Annotated in this window: 19 protein-coding genes; 3 read left to right on the top strand and 16 right to left on the bottom strand. The window is 73.0% G+C overall.

The window, feature by feature from the left end; translation table 11 throughout:
• Nucleotides 1–15: 15 nt before the first annotated feature.
• The 8 genes from mraY to mraZ form a co-directional block, all read right to left on the bottom strand.
• A complete protein-coding gene (gene mraY, locus VHW64_RS08070; protein WP_329650013.1) occupies nt 16–1,122 on the bottom strand; it encodes a phospho-N-acetylmuramoyl-pentapeptide-transferase in 1,107 nt (368 codons plus the stop codon).
• Complete coding sequence (locus VHW64_RS08075) at nt 1,119–2,582, bottom strand: UDP-N-acetylmuramoyl-tripeptide--D-alanyl-D-alanine ligase (RefSeq protein WP_329650014.1); 1,464 nt, start codon at nt 2,580–2,582, stop codon at nt 1,119–1,121. Before VHW64_RS08075 ends, mraY begins: the two co-directional genes overlap by 4 nt.
• 5 nt (nt 2,583–2,587) lie before the next feature.
• On the bottom strand, nt 2,588–4,093 hold the full coding sequence (locus tag VHW64_RS08080; RefSeq protein WP_329650015.1) for a UDP-N-acetylmuramoyl-L-alanyl-D-glutamate--2,6-diaminopimelate ligase: 1,506 nt from the start codon (nt 4,091–4,093) through the stop codon (nt 2,588–2,590).
• 45 nt (nt 4,094–4,138) lie between these two features.
• On the bottom strand, nt 4,139–5,971 hold the full coding sequence (locus VHW64_RS08085) for a penicillin-binding protein 2 (RefSeq protein ID WP_329650016.1): 1,833 nt from the start codon (nt 5,969–5,971) through the stop codon (nt 4,139–4,141).
• Nucleotides 5,972–6,002: 31 nt separating this feature from the next.
• A complete protein-coding gene (locus VHW64_RS08090) occupies nt 6,003–6,662 on the bottom strand; it encodes a hypothetical protein (RefSeq protein WP_329650017.1) in 660 nt (219 codons plus the stop codon).
• A complete protein-coding gene (gene rsmH, locus VHW64_RS08095; RefSeq protein WP_329650018.1) occupies nt 6,659–7,642 on the bottom strand; it encodes a 16S rRNA (cytosine(1402)-N(4))-methyltransferase RsmH in 984 nt (327 codons plus the stop codon). Before rsmH ends, VHW64_RS08090 begins: the two co-directional genes overlap by 4 nt.
• 8 nt (nt 7,643–7,650) lie before the next feature.
• The gene (locus VHW64_RS08100; protein ID WP_329650019.1) at nt 7,651–7,836 is read right to left on the bottom strand and encodes a hypothetical protein; all 186 of its coding nucleotides are present in this window, start codon (nt 7,834–7,836) and stop codon (nt 7,651–7,653) included.
• 317 nt (nt 7,837–8,153) lie between these two features.
• The gene (gene mraZ, locus VHW64_RS08105; protein WP_329650020.1) at nt 8,154–8,579 is read right to left on the bottom strand and encodes a division/cell wall cluster transcriptional repressor MraZ; all 426 of its coding nucleotides are present in this window, start codon (nt 8,577–8,579) and stop codon (nt 8,154–8,156) included.
• Nucleotides 8,580–9,112: 533 nt separating this feature from the next.
• On the opposite strand from mraZ, the gene VHW64_RS08110 reads away from it, so the two are divergent.
• From VHW64_RS08110 to VHW64_RS08120, 3 genes are read left to right on the top strand one after another with little or no spacing between them, the layout of a single operon-like run.
• A complete protein-coding gene (locus VHW64_RS08110) occupies nt 9,113–10,090 on the top strand; it encodes a MoxR family ATPase (protein ID WP_329650021.1) in 978 nt (325 codons plus the stop codon).
• The gene (locus VHW64_RS08115; protein WP_329650022.1) at nt 10,083–11,387 is read left to right on the top strand and encodes a DUF58 domain-containing protein; all 1,305 of its coding nucleotides are present in this window, start codon (nt 10,083–10,085) and stop codon (nt 11,385–11,387) included. Before VHW64_RS08110 ends, VHW64_RS08115 begins: the two co-directional genes overlap by 8 nt.
• Complete coding sequence (locus tag VHW64_RS08120) at nt 11,384–13,792, top strand: DUF3488 and transglutaminase-like domain-containing protein (protein WP_329650023.1); 2,409 nt, start codon at nt 11,384–11,386, stop codon at nt 13,790–13,792. The genes VHW64_RS08115 and VHW64_RS08120 overlap by 4 nt, the downstream gene beginning before the upstream one ends.
• Nucleotides 13,793–13,805: 13 nt before the next feature.
• Here the strand turns inward: VHW64_RS08120 and VHW64_RS08125 are convergent, their stop codons facing one another.
• The 8 genes from VHW64_RS08125 to VHW64_RS08160 form a co-directional block, all read right to left on the bottom strand.
• Nucleotides 13,806–14,615, bottom strand: a complete 810-nt coding sequence (locus tag VHW64_RS08125; protein WP_329650024.1) for an alpha/beta fold hydrolase — start codon at nt 14,613–14,615, stop codon at nt 13,806–13,808.
• A gap of 49 nt (nt 14,616–14,664) precedes the next feature.
• Nucleotides 14,665–15,033 (bottom strand): DUF3040 domain-containing protein, encoded by a 369-nt coding sequence (locus tag VHW64_RS08130; RefSeq protein ID WP_329650025.1) that lies wholly within the window; start codon nt 15,031–15,033, stop codon nt 14,665–14,667.
• A gap of 120 nt (nt 15,034–15,153) precedes the next feature.
• A complete protein-coding gene (gene dinB, locus VHW64_RS08135; protein ID WP_329650026.1) occupies nt 15,154–16,362 on the bottom strand; it encodes a DNA polymerase IV in 1,209 nt (402 codons plus the stop codon).
• A 42-nt stretch (nt 16,363–16,404) separates the two neighbouring features.
• Nucleotides 16,405–17,139: a class I SAM-dependent methyltransferase gene (locus VHW64_RS08140; protein WP_329650027.1), complete on the bottom strand. Its 735-nt coding sequence runs from the start codon at nt 17,137–17,139 to the stop codon at nt 16,405–16,407.
• 73 nt (nt 17,140–17,212) lie between these two features.
• Entirely contained in the window at nt 17,213–21,154 is a 3,942-nt protein-coding gene (locus tag VHW64_RS08145; RefSeq protein ID WP_329650028.1) for a DNA polymerase III subunit alpha, read from the bottom strand.
• A 23-nt stretch (nt 21,155–21,177) separates the two neighbouring features.
• The gene (locus VHW64_RS08150; protein WP_329650029.1) at nt 21,178–21,711 is read right to left on the bottom strand and encodes an SAV_6107 family HEPN domain-containing protein; all 534 of its coding nucleotides are present in this window, start codon (nt 21,709–21,711) and stop codon (nt 21,178–21,180) included.
• A gap of 13 nt (nt 21,712–21,724) precedes the next feature.
• Nucleotides 21,725–22,090 (bottom strand): DUF6504 family protein, encoded by a 366-nt coding sequence (locus VHW64_RS08155; protein WP_329650030.1) that lies wholly within the window; start codon nt 22,088–22,090, stop codon nt 21,725–21,727.
• Nucleotides 22,091–22,345: 255 nt separating this feature from the next.
• Nucleotides 22,346–22,954, bottom strand: a complete 609-nt coding sequence (locus VHW64_RS08160; RefSeq protein ID WP_329650031.1) for a hypothetical protein — start codon at nt 22,952–22,954, stop codon at nt 22,346–22,348.
• Nucleotides 22,955–22,983 lie beyond the last annotated feature (29 nt).

The raw sequence follows: 22,983 nt of genomic DNA on the forward strand, positions 1-22,983 counted from the left end.
GCTCGTACCGGGCGCTCAGGCCCGGGCCACCCAGGCGGCGTAGAAGACCCCGAGGCCGCCGGCGACGCAGAGGCCGGTGATGATCCAGAAGCGGATCACCACGGTGACCTGCTCCCAGCCGAGCAGCTCGAAGTGGTGCTGAAGGGGCGCCATCCGGAAGACCCGGTGTCCCGGGCCGACGCGGAAGATGCGCCGGACGGCCCCGAACCGGCGCGAGGCCTTGAAGAAGCCCACCTGGAGCATCACCGACAAGGTGATCACCACGAACAGGCCGCCGATGATCACCAGCAGCAGCTCGGTGCGGGTCAGGATCGCGAAGCCCGCCATCGCACCGCCGAGCGAGAGCGAGCCGGTGTCGCCCATGAAGATCTGGGCGGGCGGCGCGTTCCACCACAGGAAGCCGAAGCACGCGCCGGTGATCGCGGCCGCCACCAGCGCCAGGTCGAGCGGGTCGCGCACCTGGTAGCACGCGGGGACCTTGTGGAAGGCGCAGTTCTGGTTGTTCTGCCAGATGTTGACGAACATGAAGGCACCGAACACCATCGCGCAGGCCCCACTGGCCAGGCCGTCCAGCCCGTCGGCGAGGTTCACCGCGTTGCTGGTGCCGGTCACCATCACCCAGAAGAGCAGCACGGCCACGATCGCCGGCAGCGTGAACCTGGTGTCGCGGATGAACGAGAGATGCCGAGAGGCAGGGCTGATCCCGTTGCCGTCGTGGAGCATCCCCGAGATCGCCAGCCACCCGAAGACCAGGGCGATCACTGTCTGGCCGATCATCTTCGCCTTGCTGCGCAGCCCCAGCGAGCGTTGCTTGGAGTGCTTGATGAAGTCGTCGAGGAAGCCGACCAGGCCCATCCCGACGAAGAGGAAGAGCAGGAGCAGGGCGGACGCCGACGGCTCGCTCTGCGTGATCAGCTCGGCCAGGAAGTAGGCGAGCACGGTCGAGGCGATGATGACGACCCCACCCATCGTGGGTGTGCCGCGCTTGGTGTGGTGGCTCGTCGGACCGTCGTCGCGGATCTCCTGGCCATAGCCCAGGCGGCGGAACAGCGGGATCGCCGCGCGGGTGCCGAGCAGCGAGAACACCAGAGCGAGCCCGCCGCCCAGCAGTATCGCCTTCATCGGCTCGGGCTCCCGCCTTCCTGGTCTGCGGCGCGGTCTGGGGCGCGGTCTGGGGCGTGCTCTGGGACCTGCTCTGCTCCATGCTGGGCGACGTGCTCGTCGGCCAGGACATCGGCGACGTGCTCGAGGGCGGCGCCGCGCGAGGCCTTGACCAGGACGACGTCCCCGGCGACGACATTGTGTCGCAGCCAGTCCTCCGCCTGCTCGCGGCCCGCCGTGGGAACCGGCTCGCCCGGCCAGCCCGGCGCACGGCGTGCGCCGGCCGCGATGCCGGCTGCCGCCTCACCCACCGTCACCAGGACGTCGATCCCCAGCCCGGCGGCGTACTCCCCCACACCGAGGTGGTCGGCGACCGACGACGAGCCGAGCTCGAGCATCTCCCCGAGGACGGCCACGGTGCGTCGTCCACCTCGCCGACCGATCGCCGCCAGGGCATCCAGCGCCGCGGCCATCGAGGCCGGGTTGGCGTTGTAGGCGTCGTTGACCACGACCAGGCCGTCGGCACGCTCGTGGATCGCCATCCGCCAGGCCGACAGCGAGCGGGCCCGGCCGAGCGTCTCCACGATGTCGCCCCACGCGACCCCGGCGGCCGCGGCCATCGCCGCGGCGGCTGCGGCGTTCGGGACCTGGTGCGCCCCGGCCTCCAGCAGCCGCACCGGCGCCCAGTCGCCGTCCCGGCCGAGCTCGAAGACCGGGCGTCCGAGCCGGTCGAGCCCGACCCCGCGCCAGCAGACGTCACCGGCGACCCCGAAGGTGACGACCCGCGCCTGCGTGCGCGACGCCATCGCCGCCACCAGCGGGTCGTCGGCGTTGAGCACGGCAGTGCCGTCGGGGGGCAGGGCCTCGACGATCTCGCCCTTGGCCCTGGCGATGGCCTCGCGCGAGCCGAACTCGCCGATGTGGGCGGTGCCGACGTTGAGCACGGCCGCGACCTGCGGCGGGGCGATCGCGCACAGCTCGGCGATGTGGCCGACCCCGCGCGCGCCCATCTCCACGGCGAGGTATCGGGTCTCGGGGGTCGCTCGGAGCACGGTCAGTGGGACGCCGATCTCGTTGTTGCGGTTGCCGGCGGTCGCCACCGTCGACCCGTGGGCCGCGAGGAGCTGGGCGAGGAAGTCCTTGGTCCCGGTCTTGCCCTGGGAGCCCGTCAGCGCGAGCACCTCGACGTCGAGCCGGTCCAGGACCGAGCGGGCAAGCCGGCCGAGGGCGACGACCGGGTCGTCCACGACCACGGTCGGGACGCCGGTCGGGCGCACGCCCAGGACCCCAGCCGCCCCCGCGGCAACGGCGGCCGAGGCGAAGTCGTGGCCGTCGACGTGCTCGCCGACCACCGCGACGAAGAGCCCGCCCGGCTCCGGAGTCCGCGTGTCGACGAACGCCGGCGCCGTCACGGCGCTCGAGCCGTCACCGGCGTCGGCCAGGCCTCCGCCCGTGGCGGCTGCCACGTCGCTCAGACGCATCGGGATCATCGGCGCAGCTCCGCGCGCGCCACCAGGCGGTCGTCGAACGGGTGGACGACGCCGGCGACCTCCTGACCGGGCTCGTGTCCCTTGCCGGCGATCAGGACCGTGTCGCCGGCCCCGGCCCGGCCGACAGCCTCGGCGATGGCCGCCCGACGGTCGCCGATCTCGAGCATCTCCGCCCTGCCGTGCGCCGCCCCGCCGAGGATGGCCCGGCGGATCGTCGCGGGGTCCTCGGAGCGCGGGTTGTCGTCGGTCACGATCACGACGTCGGCGAGCCGGGCCGCGATCTCGCCCATCAGCGCCCGCTTCCCGGGGTCGCGGTCTCCCCCGGCGCCGAGGACGACGATCAGGCGGCCCGCGGTGAGCGGCCTCAGCGTCGCCAGCGCCGCGTCGACCGCATCCGGCTTGTGCGCGTAGTCGACGACGACCACGAAGTCCTGGCCCTCGTCGAGGCGCTCGAACCTCCCGGCCACCCCGGGGCCCTCGGCGATCGCGCGGGCGACCGCGCGGGCGTCGTACCCCGCCAGCCCCGAGGTGGCGATGGCCGCGAGGGTGTTCTGGACGTTGAAGCCGCCCGGGATCGGGCTCCGGGCCTCGACCGAGACGCCCGGCCCGGTCACCCGGAAGCGCGAGCCCGTGGGGTGCTGCTCGATCTCCGAGGCCACCCAGTCGGCCCGGCCGCCGCCGACCGAGAACGTGTCGACCGGGATCTCGGCCGACCCGGCCAGACGCCCCTGGATCCACTCGTCGTCGACGTTGACCAGCCCGTGCCGTGCACGTCCCGGGGTGAACAACGACGCCTTCGCGGCGAAGTAGTCCTCCATGGTGGGGTGGAAGTCGAGGTGGTCGCGCCCGAGGTTGAGGAACACCGCCACGTCGTAGACGACCGCGTCGACGCGCCCGAGCACCAGGGCATGGCTGGAGACCTCCATCGCGCAGGCCTCCACGCCGGCGTCGACCATCCGGCGCAGGAGACGGTGGAGGTCGGGCGCCTCGGGTGTCGTCAGCGAGCTGGAGATCTCCTCTCCGAGGATCGTGGTGCCCAAGGTCCCGATCACGGCCGACCGGACGCCCGCCCCGGAGAGCCCGCCCTCCAGAAGACGGGTGGTGGTGGTCTTGCCCTGGGTGCCGGTGACGCCGATCATCCGCAGCTGCGTGGCCGGCTCGCCGTACACCAGCGAGGAGACCCGGCCCAGGACGGATCTGACCTCGGGCTGCACCAGCATCGAGACGCCGTCCCCGACGACCGCCGCGCCGGCGTGGTCGGTCAGCACCCCGATGGCGCCGGCAGCCCGGGCCTGCGGCCAGTAGGACGCCCCGTGCGCGTGGGCTCCCGGGAGCGCGGCGTAGAGGTCCCCGGGGGTGACCCGGCGGGAGTCGAGGGTCACGCCGGTCGCCCGAGCGCCGAGGTCGCCGGAGCCGGAGGCGGCCGATCCCTCGTCGACGAGCCTGGCTACCAGGTCAGCGAGGGCGAGGCCGCGCTCCCGGGGCTCAGGTCCGCGCACCACGGGGCGAGGCTACCGAGCGGCGGTGCGGGTCGCCGGTTGAGGAGCTCACCACGTCGTCGGCAGATGCGAGGGCTTCTCGCCGTCCGGCGCGACGCCGTACCTGCGGAGGGCGAAGGACATGATCTTGCTGAACGCCGGTCCGCCCACCGAGCCGCCGCCACCGCCGTTGCGCGGGTTCTGCACGACGACGTAGACGGTGAAGCGCGGGTTGTCGGCCGGCGCGAAGCCCGCGAACGAGACCGTGTACTCGCCGTTGTAGCAGGCGCACTTGGCACCGACCCGCTGGGCGGTGCCGGTCTTGCCGGCCACGACGTAGCCGGGCACCTGGGCCTGCGGTGCGACGCCGACGTCGGGGTCGACGACGCGCTCCATCATCTGGGTCATCTGGTGGGCGGCGTTCTTGCTCACGACGCGGTGCCGGGTGGTCTCGTCGGTCCCGACGACCTGGCCCGTGCCAGTGGTGGCGCGGCCCTGGATCAGGCTGGGGGCGACCCGGACCCCGCCGTTGGCGATCGTGTTGACGGCGGCGGCCAGCTGGACGCCGTTGACCGAGACGCTCTGCCCGAACGCGATCCGGTCCTGGAGCATGCCGTCCCACTGCGCCGTGCTCGGCAGCAGCCCCGGGGTCTCGCCGTTGACGCCGATGTCGGTGCGCTGCCCGAGGCCGAACTCGGTCAGGTAGTGCCGCAGCTGCCCGGGCGCGTACAGGCGCGACGCCTTGGCCGTCCCGATGTTGGAGGACTGCGCGATCACGCCGGCCAGGGTCATCTTGAGCGTGCCGTGGGCGAACCAGTCGTGGATGATCCGGTCACCGCTGGGCAGCTCGCCGGGAACCAGCAGCTTGGTGCGGTCGGTGACCTTGCCGGCGTCGATCAGACCGCTCAGGGTGAGCACCTTCTCCACCGAGCCCGGCTCGTAGGGACTGGTCATCGCCAGGGAGTTGCGGTCCTTGGCCGGCGAGGCCTGCGGGTTGCTCGCGTCGTACGTCGGGTAGTCGGCCAGCGAGAGGATCTCGCCGGACCTGCGGTCCATCACGATCGCGAACCCCGAGTCGGCACGCGCCCCGAGCACCGCCTGCCGGAGCACCCGCTGGGTGTACCACTGGAGGTCCTCGTCGATCGTGGTGTGCAGGGCGGTCCCGTTGTGCGCGGGAACCACGGTGCTGCGGCCCAGCGGGATCCGGTTGTCGCCGGCGCCGACCTCGTAGGTCTCGGAGCCGTCGGTGCCGGCCAGCATCTTGTTGAACGTGAGCTCCAGGCCGGCCAGCGGGCCGTCGGTGCCCATGAACCCGACCAGGTTGGCCGCCACGTCGTGGTCGGGGTAGGAGCGCAGGGGGTCGTTGCGGGTGGCCAGGCCCTTGTAGCCGGCGCTGGTCGCGGCGTCGACGACGCGGACCGCGAGCGCGGCCGGCACACGGCGGGCCACGTAGGCGAACCTGGAGTCCTTCCGGGTCAGTGCCGAGAGCGTCGCGAAGTAGTCGATGTGGAGCCGCTTGGACAGGAACCGGGCCAGCGCCGGTGCCTTGGCCCTGGTCTGCACCGGGTCGGCCACGACCATCCGGCCGTCGACGGAGTCGGCGAGCGGGCGTCCGTTGCGGTCCAGGATGTCACCGCGCTCGGCGGGGAGCGCGACGGTGACGGTGCCCCCGGTCGAGGCGGCCAGCGTGGCGTACTTCGCGGCCTGCACGCCCTGGAGCTGAACCAGCCGGGCGCCGAAGAACGACAGCACGAGCGCGATGAAGACGAACCCGGCGCGGAGCCTCAGCTGAGCCTGGCCGCGACGGGAGCGGCGGCGACGGCCGCGGCCGGCGCGGGCCGGACGCCGGTTGCGAGGCGCCGGCGGACGCCCGGAGCGTCCGCGTGGGGTGGTCGTGGGCACCGTCTGCTTCCTGTCGATGGCTCGTCGGCGATCAGCGGCCGGACGGCTGCTGGTGGGTGGTGTGGCCGTCGTGACCCGCGTGCTTGTGGCGCGTGTGCCCCTTTGTACCCGTGCCGTCGGCCCGGCCGGGTGACCCGTGCGCCGTGTCTCCCGACGCGTTGCCGGCGGTCTCGTTCGTCGTGCCGTCGGACGTGCCCGTCGTCGTGGTGCCGGCGGTCGAGCCGCCCGCCTGCACGTCGTAGGCCGGGGGCTTGGGCGGCGGTGGCGGCAGCAGGTGCAGGAGATCGAGCCGGTTGGCCGGAGCCGGGTGGCCCAGCACCTTGCCGGACCGCAGGTCGAGCACGGCCGGGCTCGTCGGCAGCACCATGCCCATCCGCTGGGCCTTGAGCGCGATGCTCTGCGGGTCGCGCAGCTGGTTCAGGCGCATCTGGAGGCTCTGCTCCCTGGCCTGGAGGAGGTCGGCCTGCTGCTGGAGGTCGGTGGCCGCGAACGACGCCTGCTGCATCGAGGTGTTGAACAGCAGCAGCCCGACGACCCCGCCGACCGCGAGCATCGAGACCACGGCCAGGAACGGCACCGGGCTGGTCCGACGTCGCCTGCGCCTGGGGACGACGCTCAGTCGGGCTCGTTCGAGAGCAGCCTCGGCGAGGCGTGGAACCCGGGCGCGTAGCGCTGGTGCGGTGCTGCTCATGCTGCTCCCTTGCCGTGGACGGTCGGATCGAGGTCGGGACGGACGCGCTCGACGGCGCGCAGGCGGACCGATGCGGCCCGTGGGTTCCGCGCGATCTCCTCGGCGTCGGCGCGCTCGGCGCCGCGCGTCACCAGGCGCAGCGCCGGCTGTCGGTCCTCGGGGACGAACGGCAGGTCGGGTGGGACGTCGAGGCGGGTGACCGCGGTGAAGGCCCGCTTCACCAGGCGGTCCTCCAGGGACTGGTAGGACTCCACCACCACCCGGCCGCCGACCGCGAGCGCCCCGATGGCGGCGGGGACCGCCCGGCGCAGGGTGCCGAGCTCGTCGTTGACCTCGATGCGCAGGGCCTGGAAGGTGCGCTTCGCGGGGTGGCCCCCGGTCCGGCGAGCGGGCGCGGGGATCTGGTCGTAGAGCAGCTCGACCAGGCGCCCCGACGTGCTGAACGGCTCCCGGGCACGCTCCTTGACGACGGCGGCCGAGATGCGCGACGCGAACCGCTCCTCGCCGTACTCACGCAGCACCCGGGTCAGCTCGCCGCGCTCGTAGGTGTTGAGGACCTCGGCGGCGGTGATCCCGGTCGTCGGGTCCATCCGCATGTCCAGGGGCGCGTCCTGGCGGTAGGCGAAGCCGCGCTCGGCCGTGTCGAGCTGCATCGAGGAGACGCCCAGGTCGAACAGGATGCCGTCCGCGCGCCGGAGGCCGAGGTCGGCCAGCGCCCGGGGGATCTGGTCGAAGGTCGCGTGGACGGGGGTGAACCGGTCGCCGAAGGGAGCTAGTCGCTCGCCGGCCAGGTCGAGGGCCGCGGGGTCGCGGTCGAAGCCGACGACCCGGGCCAGCTCGCAGCGGGTCAGGACGGCCGCGCTGTGTCCGCCCAGCCCGAGCGTCGCGTCGACCAGGACGGCGCCGTCGTGGTCGAGGGCAGGGGCCAGGAGGGCAACGACCCGGTCGAGGAGCACCGGGACGTGGGAGGGGGCGGACATCGCTCGGCCTAGCGCCCGGCCCGCGAGAGATGGGACAGCAGCAGGAACGCCACGGCGACGCCGGACGACGCGCAGGCCGAGAACACCATCACCGCGACCGCGTCGCGCGCCTGGTGGCGGACCCGGCGCGGCGCGTCGGGCGCCGAGACGGCGGCGACCGGCGACGCGCTGGCGGCGCTGGCTGTGAGACTCATCTGCTTCGACCCCGCTGTGGCTGGCTGCTGGACTACCGGACTGCCGGACTGCCGGACTGCCGGAACTGGTGGTGCTGGTCGCGCTGGTGGTGCGGTGCCGCTTCTCGGCTGGTGCTGGTGCTGGTGCTGGTGGGCGGACTCGCCCAGTCAGGTCCCTGCCCGCTCCCGCGAAGCCCTGCGCCTCATGGGGTGGCGTGTGGGTTCGATGGGGAAGGTCGTCTGGAGCCGGGGAAGGTGCCCCAGATGACGGGAGCGGGCGCGAGACCTCGCTGTACGAGTCCGATGTGGTCTTGTGCTGGTGCTGGTGCTGGTGCTGGTCAGCCCGGGAAGACGTCCTCGCTCATGTCGGCGAACGTCTGGCTGTGCTCGTCCTCCCAGGCGGCGATCCGGTCCGGGTCCCAGATCTCCACCCGGTTCAGAGCGCCGATCACGACCACCTCGCGGTCGAGGCCGGCGTACTCCTTCAGCAGGGGCGGGATCGTGATCCGGCCCTGCTTGTCGGGCTTGTCCTCACTGGCCCGCATCGCCAGGAACCGGCCGTACTCACGCGCCTGGCGGACGGTGAGCGGCGCCTCCTGGATGCGGTTGGTCATGCCCGCGAAGTCGGCGATCGGGAAGACGTTGAGGCAGAAGTCCTGACCCTTCGTCACCACGAGTCCCTCCGCGAGCTGGTCTCTGAACTTGGCGGGCAGGAAGAGCCGGTTCTTCTCGTCCAGCTTCGGGGTGTAGGAGCCCACGAACATCCGGGCACCTCCACCTGGCTCGACCTGTCCTCCACTTTGCGCCACTGTACTCCACTTCACTCCACCGTCAACCACTTTCCGCCAAGTCGGGGCACGAACTCAGGCGTGGGCCGCGTCGAGGCCGTACGCCGACCCGGGGCGGCAGGTCGCACCGCTCCCCCGCAGCTCGGCCGACGCCGACTCGCATCCGTGCAGGTCAGCGGTCCGCAGGCCGCTCGACGGCGGGTCGCGTTGCCGGCGCGACCAGCCGGGGTGGAGCGGAGTGGGGCACGGGCAGGCGCCCGGAGCCTTCGGTGGGATGGACGGGTGGGGGAGGATGGTCCGCAGGACATCTCCTGCCGGCCACGGGGCGGATGCGAGCAGGCCCGACCTGCAACCGAACCGTTATGGCAGGAGTCAGAACCTTCGTGGCCGCCGCGACGTAGGTTGTCCTGCACGACCGGTCCGGCCGGCGGGCAGAGTGCGCCCCGGGTCAGTTCGGCGGGTGGCTCGCGAACGGGGCGGGCGCGAGGACGACAAGGAAGGGACGGCTCGTGGCTGGTCCGATATCCCAGGGCGCCGACCTGGACACCCTCGGCAGGGTGGTCGACAGGGTCCGCACCAATATCAAGCGCGTCATCGAGGGCAAGCCCGACGTCATCTCCTCGGCGATCACGGTCCTGCTGGCCGAAGGTCATCTGCTGATCGAGGACGTCCCGGGCGTGGGCAAGACGATGCTGGCCAAGTCGTTGGCGCGCAGCATCGACAGCTCCGTGCGCCGCATCCAGTTCACCCCCGACCTGCTGCCCTCGGACGTCACGGGGGTGTCGGTCTACAACCAGCAGAGCCGGCAGTTCGAGTTCCGGCCCGGTGGTGTGTTCGCCAACATCGTGGTCGGCGACGAGATCAACCGCGCCTCGCCCAAGACCCAGTCGGCGCTGCTGGAGTGCATGGAGGAGCGTCAGGTCACCGTCGACAACACGACGTACACCCTCGACGCGCCGTTCATGGTCATCGCGACGCAGAACCCGATCGAGATGGAGGGCACCTACGCGCTGCCCGAGGCACAGCGCGACCGGTTCATGGTGCGGCTGTCGGTCGGGTACCCCGTCGAGGCGGCCGAGATCGCGATGCTCGACTCCCACACGATGACCAACCCGCTGGACGACCTGGAGCCTGTCACCGACGCGGTGGAGATCCGCAAGCTGACCGAGATCGTGACCCAGGTGCACGTGTCACAGGCGGTGCAGCGCTACACCGTGGCCCTCGCCGCGGCCACGCGGCGTACCTCCGAGCTGGCGCTGGGCGCGTCGCCGCGCGCGTCGCTGCATCTGGTGCGAGCGGCGAAGGCCTCGGCGGCGATCCAGGGCCGCGACTTCGTGCTGCCCGACGACGTGCACTCGCTGGCGCCGTCCGTGCTCACGCACCGCCTGCTGCCCAGCGTCGAGGCCGCGATGGGCGGTCGCAGCACCGCGACGATCCTCGACAGCATCATCAGCTCGGTGGCCGTCCCCGAGGGGACCCGTGCGTGAGGCGCTCTCCGGTCTGACCGTCCGCGGACGGGCGTTCCTGGCCGCGGGAATCACCGCGGTCGTGTGCGCGGTGCTGCTCGGCCAGCCCACCCTGACCCGGGTCGGGGTGCTCGTCGCGGCGCTGCCGCTGCTGACCGCGCTGGCCCTGGGGCGCAGCCGCTACCGGCTGGCCCTGGTGCGCAGCGTCGGGCCGCAGACGGTGACCGCCGGTCAGCCCGCCACCGTCCAGCTGACCATGACCAACGAGGGCCGTACGCCGTCCGGCGTGCTGATGCTCGAGGACCACGTCCCCTACGTCCTGGGGACCCGTCCGCGCTTCGTCCTCGACGGCATCGGCCACGGGTGGCGCCGGCACGCGACGTACCAGGTGCGCTCCGATGTCCGCGGGCGCTACGAGATCGGCCCGATGAGCGTCCGTGTCAGCGACCCCTTCGGCCTCGTCGAGCTCGGGCGGTCGTTCCGCAGCACGGCAAGCCTCACCGTGACCCCCCGGACCGTCCCGCTCCCGCCGATCCCGCTCGGCGGCGCCTGGACCGGCTCCGGCGACAACCGGCCGCGCGCGTTCGCGATCGGCAGCGCCGAGGACGTCACCGTGCGCGAGTACCGCCGCGGCGACGACCTGCGCCGGGTCCACTGGCGCAGCTCCGCGCGGATGGGCGAGCTGATGGTGCGCCGGGAGGAGCAGCCCTGGCAGTCGCGCGCCACCTTGTTCGTCGACAACCGGCTCTCGGCCCACCAGGGACAGGGCATCGCCTCCTCGCTGGAGGCCGCTGTCTCGGCGGCGGCCTCGATCGCGGTCCACCTGGGCCAGCGCGGCTTCACGGTCCGGCTCGTGACGGCGTCGGGCGACGACCTGAGCACGAGCTGGCACACCCGGGACGCCGAGCTCAACACCCGCGCGATGCTGGAGGCGCTCGCCGTCGTCCTGCCGGTCACCAACGCCCGGATCGACACCGGGTGGCTCGCGGAGTCCACCCACGGCGGTCTGCTGCTCGCCGTCATCGGCGCCATCACCGACAGCGACGGGCCGATGCTGCGTCGCATGCACCACCACGCGGGCTCCGCCCTCGCCCTGGCACTCGACGTGTCCGCCTGGTCGCCGACCGGCGCTGCCGGGCTCGGCTCGGTGCCCAACTCCGCGCGGCCGCTCCTGGTCCGGCAGGGATGGCGCGCGGTCACCCTGCGGCCGCGCGACCGGCTCGACATGGTGTGGCAGGACCTCGGTCGCACCAGCGCCCACGCCGCCCGGGCCGGAGCCTCGCAGGAGATCCGACCGGTTGCCGAGGGAGCGCGGTGAGCAACCCCATGCACGGACTGTCGACCGATGCCCGCCGCGACCTGCCGCTGGCGGCGGTCGCCGCGGCAACCACCTGGCTGACGATGGTGTCGTGGCGAGGCTTCAGCGACCTGTGGGGACAGTTCCTGGGGCCCCTGATCGTGGTCGCGATCGCCGTTCCGGTCGCCGGCGCGCTGCTGCGTGCGGCGCCGATCCCGCGCCGGGCCGGCGCGCTGGTCCACGTGCTGGTGATCGCCGCCCTGGTCTGGCTGATGCTGGGCGGCTCTCCCATCCATCCCTTCTCCAGCACCCACGACCTGGCCGATCGCATCGGCAACGCCTGGATCAGCGCCGAGACCTATCGCCCGCCCATCCCGCAGACCGTGCCCGGGATCGCGCCGCTGCTCATCCCGTGCGGCGCGCTCGCGCTCCTGGTCGTCGACATGCTGGCCTGCTGGCTGCGCCGGGTCCCCCTCGCCGGGCTTCCCCTGCTCGCGGTCTACTGCGTGCCGATCAGCGTCATCGGCGACGGCGTCCCGTGGCTGGTCTTCCTCTTCGCGGCGTGTGGCTTCCTGCTGATGATCTTCTTGCAGGAGTCGGCCCACATCACCCGATGGGGTCGCCCCCTGGGCGCGAACGGCCCCGCCGACCCGCAGGGGTTCGGCGTCCGCAACGGCGCGAGCAAGGCCAGCGCCACGACCGTCGGCAGCGCCGCGGTCGTGCTGGCGGTGGTGCTGCCGGTGTTCATCCCGACGCTGCACCTCGACGGGCTCGGCCTGTTCGGACCCGGCGGCAACGGCTCCGGGATCAAGGTCGTCAACCCGATCACCGACATGCGGCGCAACCTCCACGAGGGCGCCGACGTCCCGCTGCTCACCGTCAAGACCGACGACCCCGACCCGTCGTACCTGCGGATCGCAGTGCTCGCGCAGTACAACGGTCTGGAGTGGAGCACCGGCAGCCGCTCGATCGTCCCCGGCCAGACCGCGACCGGCCAGCTCCCGATCATCGAGCAGGGCCTGTCCGGGACCGCCACCCTCGACCCGCACGCCTACAAGATCTTCGCGACCACCGCCTTCGACTCGCACTGGCTGCCCACGCCGTTCCCGGCCACCAGCGTCACGGCCACCGGCGACTGGCACTGGGACCCGACCACGATGGACTTCATCGCCAGCAACGACTCCACCAACACCGCGGGCCTGACCTACACCGCCATCTCGGCGGACCCGCAGCTCTCGAGCTACTCGATGATCAACTCGCTGACCGCCCCGCTGTCGATCCAGGAGCCCTACACCGCCACCCCGGACCTGCCCGCCTATGTGGAGTCACTGGCCCAGAAGGTCACCAAGGGTGCGACGTCCAGGTTCCAGCAGGCCGTCATGCTCCAGGACTGGTTCCGCACCGGCGGGGGCTTCCGCTACAGCCTCAAGACCAGCGACGACGGCGACAGCAACCAGGCCCTGCTGGACTTCCTGACACCGGGCAAGGGCCACCGTGTCGGCTACTGCGAGCAGTTCTCCTCGGCGTACGCCGTGATGGCCCGCTCGATCGGCCTCCCCACCCGAGTGGCGATCGGCTTCATCAACCCCAAGCCGGCCGGCCCCGACACCTACGTCTTCAGCTCCCACGACATGCACGCCTGGCCCGAGGTGTACTTCCGGGGCTCGGGGTGGGTGAAGTTCGAGCCCACGCCGGCCGTCCGCACGGGCGGCGCCCCGACGTACACGACCGGAGCGGTGAAGAAGCCGGGCTCCGGCCAGAGCCAGAGCCAGAGCAAGGCGGGTGGCCGCAACGCCACCGACACGACCAGCGCGGCGGCGCCCAAGGGGCAGCACAACCAGACCAACGACGGCACCTCGTCCACCAGCCACAGCAGCGTGCCGTGGGTGCCGCTGCTCGTCGGGCTGCTGGTGCTGCTCGTGGCCGGAGCCCTCTTCTACCTCCCGGGCCTCGCGCGTCGTTCGCGGCGCAGCCGTCGCCTGGCGGGCAGGGCCGAGGACGCCTGGCTCGAGCTGCGCGACTCCGCGGTCGATCTCGGGGTCGGCTGGCCGGCCGGGCGCTCGCCCCACGAGACCGGGTACCTGCTGTCGGCGTGGTTCGGGCCCGAGCCGGACGGTCCACCCCTGGTGCGGCCACCGCGTGGACGTGGTCTGTCCCCCGGCGGGGAGGACGCCCTGGACCGGATCGTGCTGACGCTGGAACGGGTGCGCTACGCGCGCTACGCCGACGACGTCCCGGGCGCGCTGGCCGACAACGTCACAACCGTGGTCACCGCGCTCGAGCACGGAAGCACCCGCGCCAACCTGCGTCGCGCACGGTGGCTCCCCCGGTCGCTCTTCGGACGAGCGGGCGCACGCGGTGCGGCCGCCCTGGAGCGCGAGCCCGCGGCGGTCAATGCCGGCGGGGTCGTCGACCACGTCGGCTGACCACCGGGTCCGGTCAGCCGGTCACCCTCGAGCAGGACCGCACGGCCTTCAGCAGGAAGTCACGGACGTCGGCGTGCTGCTCGACCAGGGTGATGCTGTGGTCGAGGGTCGCGACGCCGTGCAGGTGCGGCGCCGGCAGGTGCTGCTGCCGAGCCTGTGACCGGATCAGGCGGACGCCGGTCACGATGTGCGGGTTCTGCTCCTCCCAGGTGACCCAGAGGCTGCGCGGGTACGGCGTCGCGGACCGCCCGTCGACGCTTCCGCCGGCCCCCGAGGCCGCCAGGACCGGCGAGATCGCCACCAGGGCACAAGGCGGCGTCGGCAGGTCGGGTAGGGCCGAGAAGGTGACGGCGTTGCCCATCGACGAGCCCACCACGACGACCCGGTCGACCCCACGCCCTCGGAGCAGCCTGACCGCCCGCACCAGGTCCGTGGGCTCCGCGGCCAGGTCGGCGGCCCCCGGCGAGCTGCCGCTGCCGCGACGGTCGAAGAGCAGGACACGGGCGCCGGTCTTCGCCACCACGTCGCCGGCCCAGGGCAGCCAGTCGCAGATCGTCTGGCTGGCCCCCTGTCTGAGCACCACGCCGACCTTGGCGCTCGAGGGCCCGACCAGAGCCGCCCCGAGGACGCGACCGCCCGACCCGGTCAGCTCGACCCGGTCGGCGTTCGGCGGCACGTCGCCGCACTGGTCGGCCAGCGAGGTGCGGGGACCGATCGCCGGGTCATCGGTCGCGAGGTGCCAGCCGACAGCGCCGGCGGCCAGGAGCAGCACCACACCCGTCACCATCGCCACACCGGCCCTGCCGACGTGCGGGCGTCTCATGTCCCCGCCATGACGGGAGCCTAGATGTACCCGGCCAGGAAGCGGAGGGTCAGACCTCGCCGTCGTGCCGGCGACGCCACGGAGCGCCGAACCGGTCGAGCATCGATCCGGGCTGGTGGCCGGTGTGGGTCGCGGGGCTGTGGCTGCTCGGGCTGCCGCGGAGGGCGGCGAGGCCGACTGTCGCCGAGGCGAGCATGATCACGAAGCCCAGCACCCCGACGACGGTGATCCGCCCGATGGCGCCGGTCATGAGGACGCCGACTCCGATCACGAAGCAGATGCCGGCGAGGATCGCGCGGCGCTGGGCCGCACGGCGCAGGTTGGTGCCACGCAGGGTCGAGGCGAGCTTCGGGTCCTCTTGCACGAGAGCGCGTTCCATCTGCTCCAGGGCTCGCAACTCTTCCTCGGAGAGCGGCATGAGAACCTCCCCTCACACGGATGACCACGGCCTCACGGCCAGTGTAAGCAGGGACCCCGCCATCCGGTAGGCGCGTGGATGAAATTGTGACGATCCGCGACCGCGAGATGACCGGGCACCTCAGGTCAGCAGGCTGGCGGGGCCGACGGCGTCCTTGCCGAACCTGCGGACGATGCGGTCGGTGGCCAGGTCCGCCTCCGACCAGCCGCGGTCGCGCTGGCCGAGGACGAGCTGGCGCTGGACGCGCTCGCGAGGCACCAGCCCTTCGAGCCTGACCCCGACGAGCCGGATCCGGGCCCGCTGCAACCCCAGCGCGTCGTAGGAGCGGACCGCCTCACGGAAGACCTCCTGGGTCACGTCGGTGGCTTCGGCGAGGGTGCGTGACCGGGTGATGGTGGTGAAGTCGGCGAACCGGACCGTGATCGTGACCGTGCGCCCGGCCACGCCGGCGACCCGCATCCGGGTCGCGACCCGCTGGGTGAGGCGGAGCAGCTCGCGGACGATCACCGCGCGGTCGTCGGTGTCGTGGCCGAAGGTCTCGCTGGCACCCATGGACTTGTCCGGGTCGCCGAGGTAGGTGAACGAGCTGGTGTTGCGGGCGATCACCTGCCGGCCGTCGATGCCCCAGGCGAGGTCGTGGAGATGGCGGCCGAGATGGCCTCCCACCGCCCGCTGGAGGGTGCGCACCGGCGTGTGCGCGATGTCGCCGACGGTGACCAGCCCGAGCCGGTGGAGCAGCTCGGTGGTCTTCTCCCCCACGCCGTACAGCTCCCCCACGTCGAGCGGGTGCAGGAGAGTCGTCACCGAGGCGGGCTCGCAGACGAAGACGCCGTCGGGCTTGGCCCACCGGCTGGCCATCTTCGCCATCGTCACCGACGCGGCCACGCCGACCGAGCAGGTGATGCCCTGCTCGTCGTGGATCGTGGCGCGAAGCCACTCGGCGATCTCGACCGGCGACCCCAGGCGGCGCGTCGAGCCGCGGACGTCGAGGAACGCCTCGTCGAGCGAGAGCACCTCGACCAGCGGAGTGACCCGGCGGAAGGTCTCCATCACCGAGGCCGAGACCGTCGTGAACGTGTCGAAGTCGGGCGCGACCACCTCGGCGGCGGGGCACAGCCGGCGAGCACGGGTCATCGGCATCCCGGAGCGGACGCCGCTCGCGCGGGCGAGGTAGTCGGCCGAGAGCACGACGCCGCGATAGCCCCCGCCCACGATCACCGGACCACCACGCAGCTCGGGCCGGTCGCGGACGACGACGCTGGCGTAGAAGGCGTCCATGTCGACGTGCAGGACCGGGGTCGGGACCTGCATCGCGCCGACCCGGCTCATGGCCGGCCCCCGTGGCGGTGGAGGTGAAGGGAGATGGCCGGTTCAGGCGCGGTGGGCGAGCAGGTGCAGCTGGGTGGCCAGGGGACGGTACTCCGGCCGGTCGGCCACGGCCTGCTCGAGGTCGACCAGAGCGGCCGAGGCACCCGGCTCGAGGTCGAGCAGCGAGCCGGGGACCAGGTCGGTGAACACCCGGATCGCGTGCACCGTGTCGACGGTGAACCCGGCGCCACTGACCAGCTCGATGATCTCGTCGTGGGTGTAGCGACGACCGCTGCGGCCGGTCGGTACGTCATGCGCCACGGGGTCGAGCATCGCCAGCGCCTGCTGGAAGTGCCCGGCCATGGCCCGGGCGACCACGGCCGCGTGGCGCTGGGCGACGAGCAGGCTGAGCACACCCCCGGGCCGGAGCGCGGCGGCCAGGGTCGCCAGGGCGGCGGCGGGGTCGCCGGCGACCTCGAGCACGCCATGACACAAGACGACGTCGGCACGGGCAGCGCCGGCCACGTCGAGCAGGCTGGACAGGTCGCCCTGCCTGCCGGTGACCTCGACGTCGTGCTCGCGGGCTCGGCGGTCGAGGGCCGCCAGGGCGTCGGGACTGGGGTCGACCACCGTGACGCGGTGACCGAGCGCGCCGACTCGGACCGCGAGCCCTCCCGTGCCGCCGCCGATGTCGAGGACGTCGCGGGGCGGTCCGGCCAGCACCGGCTCGAGCCCGGACCACACCACGGCCGTGCGGGTGCTGCCCCGGCCGGCAGGCTCGCTCGGGGTGGTCGACATGGCCGCCAGCCTAGGGGCACCGTCTGCGGTCCCAGACGAGGGTTCACCGGGGATGGGCCGACCGTGGGGCGGCTCATCCGGGGCTGCCGGGGCTGCGGTGCCACAGGCTTCGAGATGGCTCGTCCTTCGCCCCCTCCACCCAAGGCTGGCGGGGGACGCGCTTCGCGGACTCCCCGGACGGCTTGACGTCGGCGTACGGCGACATCCGGAAGCCGCTGGAGTGCACCAGCACCCGGTGCTGGGTGACCTCCTCGCCCCCTCGGGACAGCTCGTCGCCCGCGAGATGGGCCCGGACCGCCTCGATGCCCTCGCGCTCCCAGCAGGCGTGGAGGTCGGCCAGCGGCCAGGCGCCGGTGGCTCGCAGGGAGATGCCCCGATGGCCGGTACGACGGACCTCGCCGCGGACCACGAGCAGCCAGGAGCCGAACACGGTGGCGGCGTAAGGACCTTGGGCGTCCTCGAAGAACGTCGCGTCGACCGGCCCGGTGCCGTCGTCGAGGGTCAGGAACACCACGCGCCGCCCGGACCGGACCGGCGGAGTCTGGGTCGCGACCTTGACCCCGGCGACCACGATCTCCGACCGGCTGCGCTGACGGAGGAGATCGCGGCTCCGGACCGCACCGAGCGCGTCGAGGAACCCGGCGTAGGTGTCGACGACGTGACGGCTGGCGTCGAGACCGAGGATCTCAAGCTCGGCGCGCATCCGCTCCTCGGCGCTCATCTCCGGCAGCCCGCTGACGTGCTCCTGCGGCTCGTCGCCGAGGTCGAGGGTGAGCTGGACCGAGGTCACCGGACGGGGGCCGGCAGCGGCGCGCGACTGCGCCGCCGCCTTGGCCCACACCCCTTGGCTGGCCAGCGGATGTCGCTCGAGCGGCACCGAGCCCTCCCGGGCACCCGGGTCGGTGCTGGTGCGCGCGGCGGCCTCCTCGACCCGGACGTCAGCCGGCCGCGGCGTCGGTAGGCCGCGGTTGCGCGGCCGGCCCGCGGCCAGCCCGCGCGCCCGGCCGGCCCGCTGGACCGCCCGGGCGTGCCGGTCGAGCTCGGCGACCTGGAGCAGGAGATCGCGACGCGTGACCTTGGTCCGGCGGCGAACCCCCGGGAGGCCGCCTCCGTCGACCACCCCGCCCAGGCCGTAGGCGGAGTCGAACCCACCGGCCAGCACCAGCCGCTCGGCGATCGGACGGGAGACCTGCGTGCGGTGCCAGAAGTCGGTCAGCGAGTGGTAGGGACGAGCCGAGACGATGCGCTCGACCTCACCGGCGGTGATGCCCTTGACCTCGGCCAGCGCCAGCCGGATGCCCCACGCCCGCCCGTCGGGCCAGCCCCCCGCAGTCGGGTCGGGGAGATCAGGGTCGTCGAGCCCGAGCTCGCCCGATCCAGCGGCATCAGGCGCGGCGCATCGCTCGACGACGTACTCCTTCTCCGACGCGTTGACGTCGAGGCCGAGGATCGCGATGCCGCACTGGCGCGCGTCCTCGAGGATCAGCCGCTTGGGGTACATCCCCGGGTCGTGGGTGAGCACGCCGGCCAGGAAGTGCGCCGGGTAGTGGGCCTTGAGCCAGGCCGACTGGTAGGTCGGCAGTGCGAACGCCGCGGCATGGGCCTTGCAGAACCCGAACGACGCGAACGCCTCGATCACCCTCCAGACCGCCTCGACCACGGGCAGGGAATACCCGCGGCCGAGGGCGGCCGGGTAGAACCAGAGCTTGGTCTCGGCCATCCCCTCGACGTCGCCCAGCGCCCGGCGCTTCTCGTCTGCCTCGGCGTTGGAGATCCCGCCGAAGCAGGCGATCATCTCGATCACCTGCTCGTGGAAGACCACCACGCCGTTGGTCTCACGCAGGATCGGGCGCAGGTCGTCGTGGAGGTACGTCGCCCCCGACCAGCCGTGCTTGGCCTCGAGGTAGGGCGTGATCATGTCGCTCTTGACCGGTCCGGGCCGGAACAGCGAGATGTCGGTGATGATGTGCGCGAAGGTCTCGATGCCGGACTTGCCGACCAGCTCGCGCTGCCCCGGCGACTCGATCTGGAACACCCCGAGGGTGCGCGCCTGGCTGATCATGTGGAACGTCGCGGGGTCGTCGAACGGCACCTGCTCCTCGTCGTCGAGGTCGATCTCGGCACCGTCGGTGCGCCGGACCAGGTCGATCGCATGGGCCATCGAGGACTGCATCCGGATGCCGAGCACGTCGAGCTTGAGGAGTCCGAGATCCTCCACGTCGTCCTTGTCGAACTGGCTCATCGGGAACCCGACGAAGCTCGCCTCGACCGGGGTGCGGTCGAGCAGGGTCGCGTCGGAGAGCAGCACCCCACAGGGATGGACGGCAATGTGGCGCGGCAGGCCGTCGAGGCGCTCGACGAGGTCGAAGAACAGGTCGAGCCGCTCGTGGGCGAGCCCGGCCGCCCGCAGCTCGGGCAGGTCGCGCATCGCCATCCGGGCGTCCCTGGCCCTGATGTGGGGGAACGCCTTGGCGATCGAGTCGGTCTCGCTCGGGGGCATCCCGAGCGCGGCCCCGACGTCGCGGACGGCGTGGCGGACGCGGTAGGTGTCCATCATCGACACGCACACGCAGCGCTCGCCGCCGTACCGGTCAAGGATCGCGCGGTAGATGTCCTCACGCCGGGCCGACTCGACGTCGATGTCGATGTCGGGCAGGGAGGCCCGCAGCGGCGAGAGGAACCGCTCCATCAGCAGCCCGTGGCGGATCGGGTCGACCCCGGAGACCCCGAGGAGGTAGTTGACCAGCGAGCCCGCGCCCGAGCCGCGGGCCGCGCAGCGCACTCCCAGGTCGCGGATCAGGTCGGTGACGTCGCCGACGGTCAGGAAGTACGACGCGTAGCCCAGGACCCGGATCGTCTCCAGCTCGTCGTCGAGCCGCTTCCAGATCCGCTGCCGGGGAGCCGAGCCGTAGCGACCACCGATCGCCCCCTCGCAGCGGGCCCGGAGCAGGCCGTCGGCGGTGCCGTCGGGGCCCGGCTCCCCCGGCTCCCTGGTCACGGGTCGGACGTCGAGCTCGGGGAAGTGCACCTCCCCCATCCCGAGGTCGGTGCGCGGGTCGAGCGCGCAGCGGTCGGCGAGCTGCCGGGTCTGGGACAGCAGCCGGTGGGCCTCGCGCTCGGTCTCGCCCAGCCCGGACAGGCGGGCGATCTCCTCGGCCACCTCGAGCATCTGCTTGCCGGACTTGAGGAAGCCCTCCGCGTTCGCCCGATCGACGTGCCGCCGGTCGAGGGCGACCAGCCGGCGGGAGGCGTCCAGGACGTCGACGACCGGGGCATCGCGACGGTCGGCGTACCGCACGGCGTTGGTCAGCACCGTGCCGACCCCGGCGCGGCGGGCGAAACCGGCCATCCGCGCGGCGTGGGGGGTGGTGCCGGGGCCCCAGCCGCTGCCACCGGTCTGCGGCAGCCGGTGGGAGACCAGCTCGATCAGGAGGTTCTCGGCCGGGACCACCTCACGCCACGGGGCCAGGGCAGCCCAGGCCAGGTCGTCGCGCCGACGGGCCAGGGCGGCGCCGACCTCGGAGGCCGGGCCCAGCAGCACCACGACGTCGCCACTGGCGAGCCACGGGGCGAGCACCGTCAGGTCGGCCACCGGTGTGCCGCGCTCCCCGGCGAGCTGGACCGCCGAGACCAGGCGACACACCGCCGCCCACCCGGCCCGGCCACCGGTATGGCTGGCGTCGGCCAGGAAGGTCACCCGCGGCACTCGCCGGTCGTCACGGAACGCACCGCCGCGAACCGGGGTGCGCGAGGGTTGGTCTCTCGCTCGCTGCGCCCGCTCGTCGGCCGGCGCGGAGCACGGCCGCACCGCCAGGTCGACCCCCAGCACCGGCCGGATCCCGTAGGCACGGCAAGCCCGTGCGTGCTTGACCGCGCCGTAGGCACCGTCGCGGTCGGTGAGGGCGAGGGTGTCCATCTCGTGCTCGGCGGCGCGCTCGACCAGCACCTGGGGATGGGAGGCGCCGTACTGCCGGGAGTAGCCCGACGCCACGTGCAGGTGGACGAAGGGATCCATCGCAGGTGTCAGCCCGGCCCGGGTCAGCCGGCGCGGTGGTGGGGGGCCGGCCCGGCCAGGACGCACAGCTGCGGGGAGGCCGCATGGGGGGCGAGCCCCAGCACCTGCTCGACCACGGCCAGGAACCGGTCGGCGTCTCGGACCAGGTCGTCGGCCTCGCGCTCGGTCACAGCCCGGGTGGAGCCGGCCTCGGCGGCGGCACGCTTGGCGGCGCCGCCGGCGAAGAACGCCGCCCACTCGGTCAGCTCGGGCGCCACCTCGGCCAGCAGCACCCAGGCGTTCTTCTGCTGGCGACGACGGCCCGCCGGCGCCGCCGCCGGGCGCGCACGAGCCGCGAGCAGCGCCGCGGCGGCACGCAGAGCGGCGACATGGGCACAGGCATAGCGCGTCGGGACGTCGCGGGCGACCATCGCGTCGCGCAGCGACTCGGCCGACCGTGCGAGGTAGGAGTGGGTGGTCGCCGGCAGGGAGAACGGGCCGCTCGGCTCATGCCTGTCGGTGGTCGGCCGGCGAGTGCGGCCGGTGCGACCGGTGCGACCTGTGGTGGTGGTGGACATCGTCGGGTCTCCCTCAGTCCGTGCAGCCGACGAGGGCCCAACGCCCGTCGGCCCAGTCGAAGGCGAGGTCGAAGACCCCACCGGTGTCGTCGCCGTCCACGCTGTCGCGCACGGGCCCCCGCCCCGCCTCGACCCGCCACAGCTCGCGCTCGCCCAAGAGGTCGACGGAGCGGGAGTCGGCACCGGGAGACCTCGCCGGGTCGTCGGAGCCGATCACCGCCCGGGCTCCCCCCGACTGCCACCACGGCCCGGTCTCCACCCAGTGGGCGATCACCGCCCTGACCTTCCACAGGCGGCCCCGCCACAGGAACTGCTCGGGGCCCTCCAGCCCCGACACCAGGCCCATCCGGGTCTCGACCGGGTCGTCGTACCGCCTCATGCAGCTCTCCCCTTCTCCATCGTGTCCTTCATCGTGGTGCGCTCGGTCGACCCCGGTGACCCGGCCCGGGCGCGGACGGGGGTCGAGGTCGCCCGCCCCCGGGCCAGAGATGTGATCGAACACCTGTTCGAACACGAGAACCGTACACCGCCCTCCCGACATCGCGCCAGGGTGCTGGGCAGAGGCGTGGAGAGAGAGCGCGGACCGCTCCCGCGAGCAGGTCGGGAGCCGGGTCGCGAGCCGGTCGGGAGCCGGTCAGGCGGGAGGAGGCGGCGGGCCGGAGAGCCCGGGCACCTGGCCGGTCACCTGGCCGGGCACCTGGCCGGACACCTGGCCGACCTCGGCGCCGGTCGGCTCGAGGCCGGGACCGCCCCGCCACGGCCCGTGCACGTGCGCCAGCGTGTCGCGATGCCACAGGCACACCACGGCGACGCCCTCGACGAGCAGGGTGACGACCGCCGCGACCCGGAAGACCGGAGGCGGGCCGAGCACGAGACCCAAGGAGATGCTGGCGTAGGCACAGCCGAGCATCAGCGCGAACAGCCCCAGCTGGCCCCAGCGGTAGCCGAGCCGCAGGAACACCCCCAGCACCCACACGATCATCGCGCCGACCACCAGCATCGTGGCCGCGACCGGCAGGAAGTGCGGCGGCGCGAACCCCGCGCGCTCCAGACCCACGCGACCCCCCTGCGCGAACGCCTCGCGGGCGCCCACGCGGCGATCGGCCCAGGCGCCCACGACATCGTCGTAGAAGATCGCCATCAGCGCCGTGACCAACGCCACGAGCGCGACCAGGCCCCAGGCGGCGCGGAGCGCGAGGCCGACCGATCGCGGCCCGGTCGGACCGGCACCGAGGCGTCGCACCACGTCCGTCCTCTCCGACTAGGGTCGGG

The sequence above is a fragment of the Nocardioides sp. genome (assembly GCF_036267815.1).
Classification (GTDB): Bacteria; Actinomycetota; Actinomycetes; order Propionibacteriales; family Nocardioidaceae; genus Nocardioides.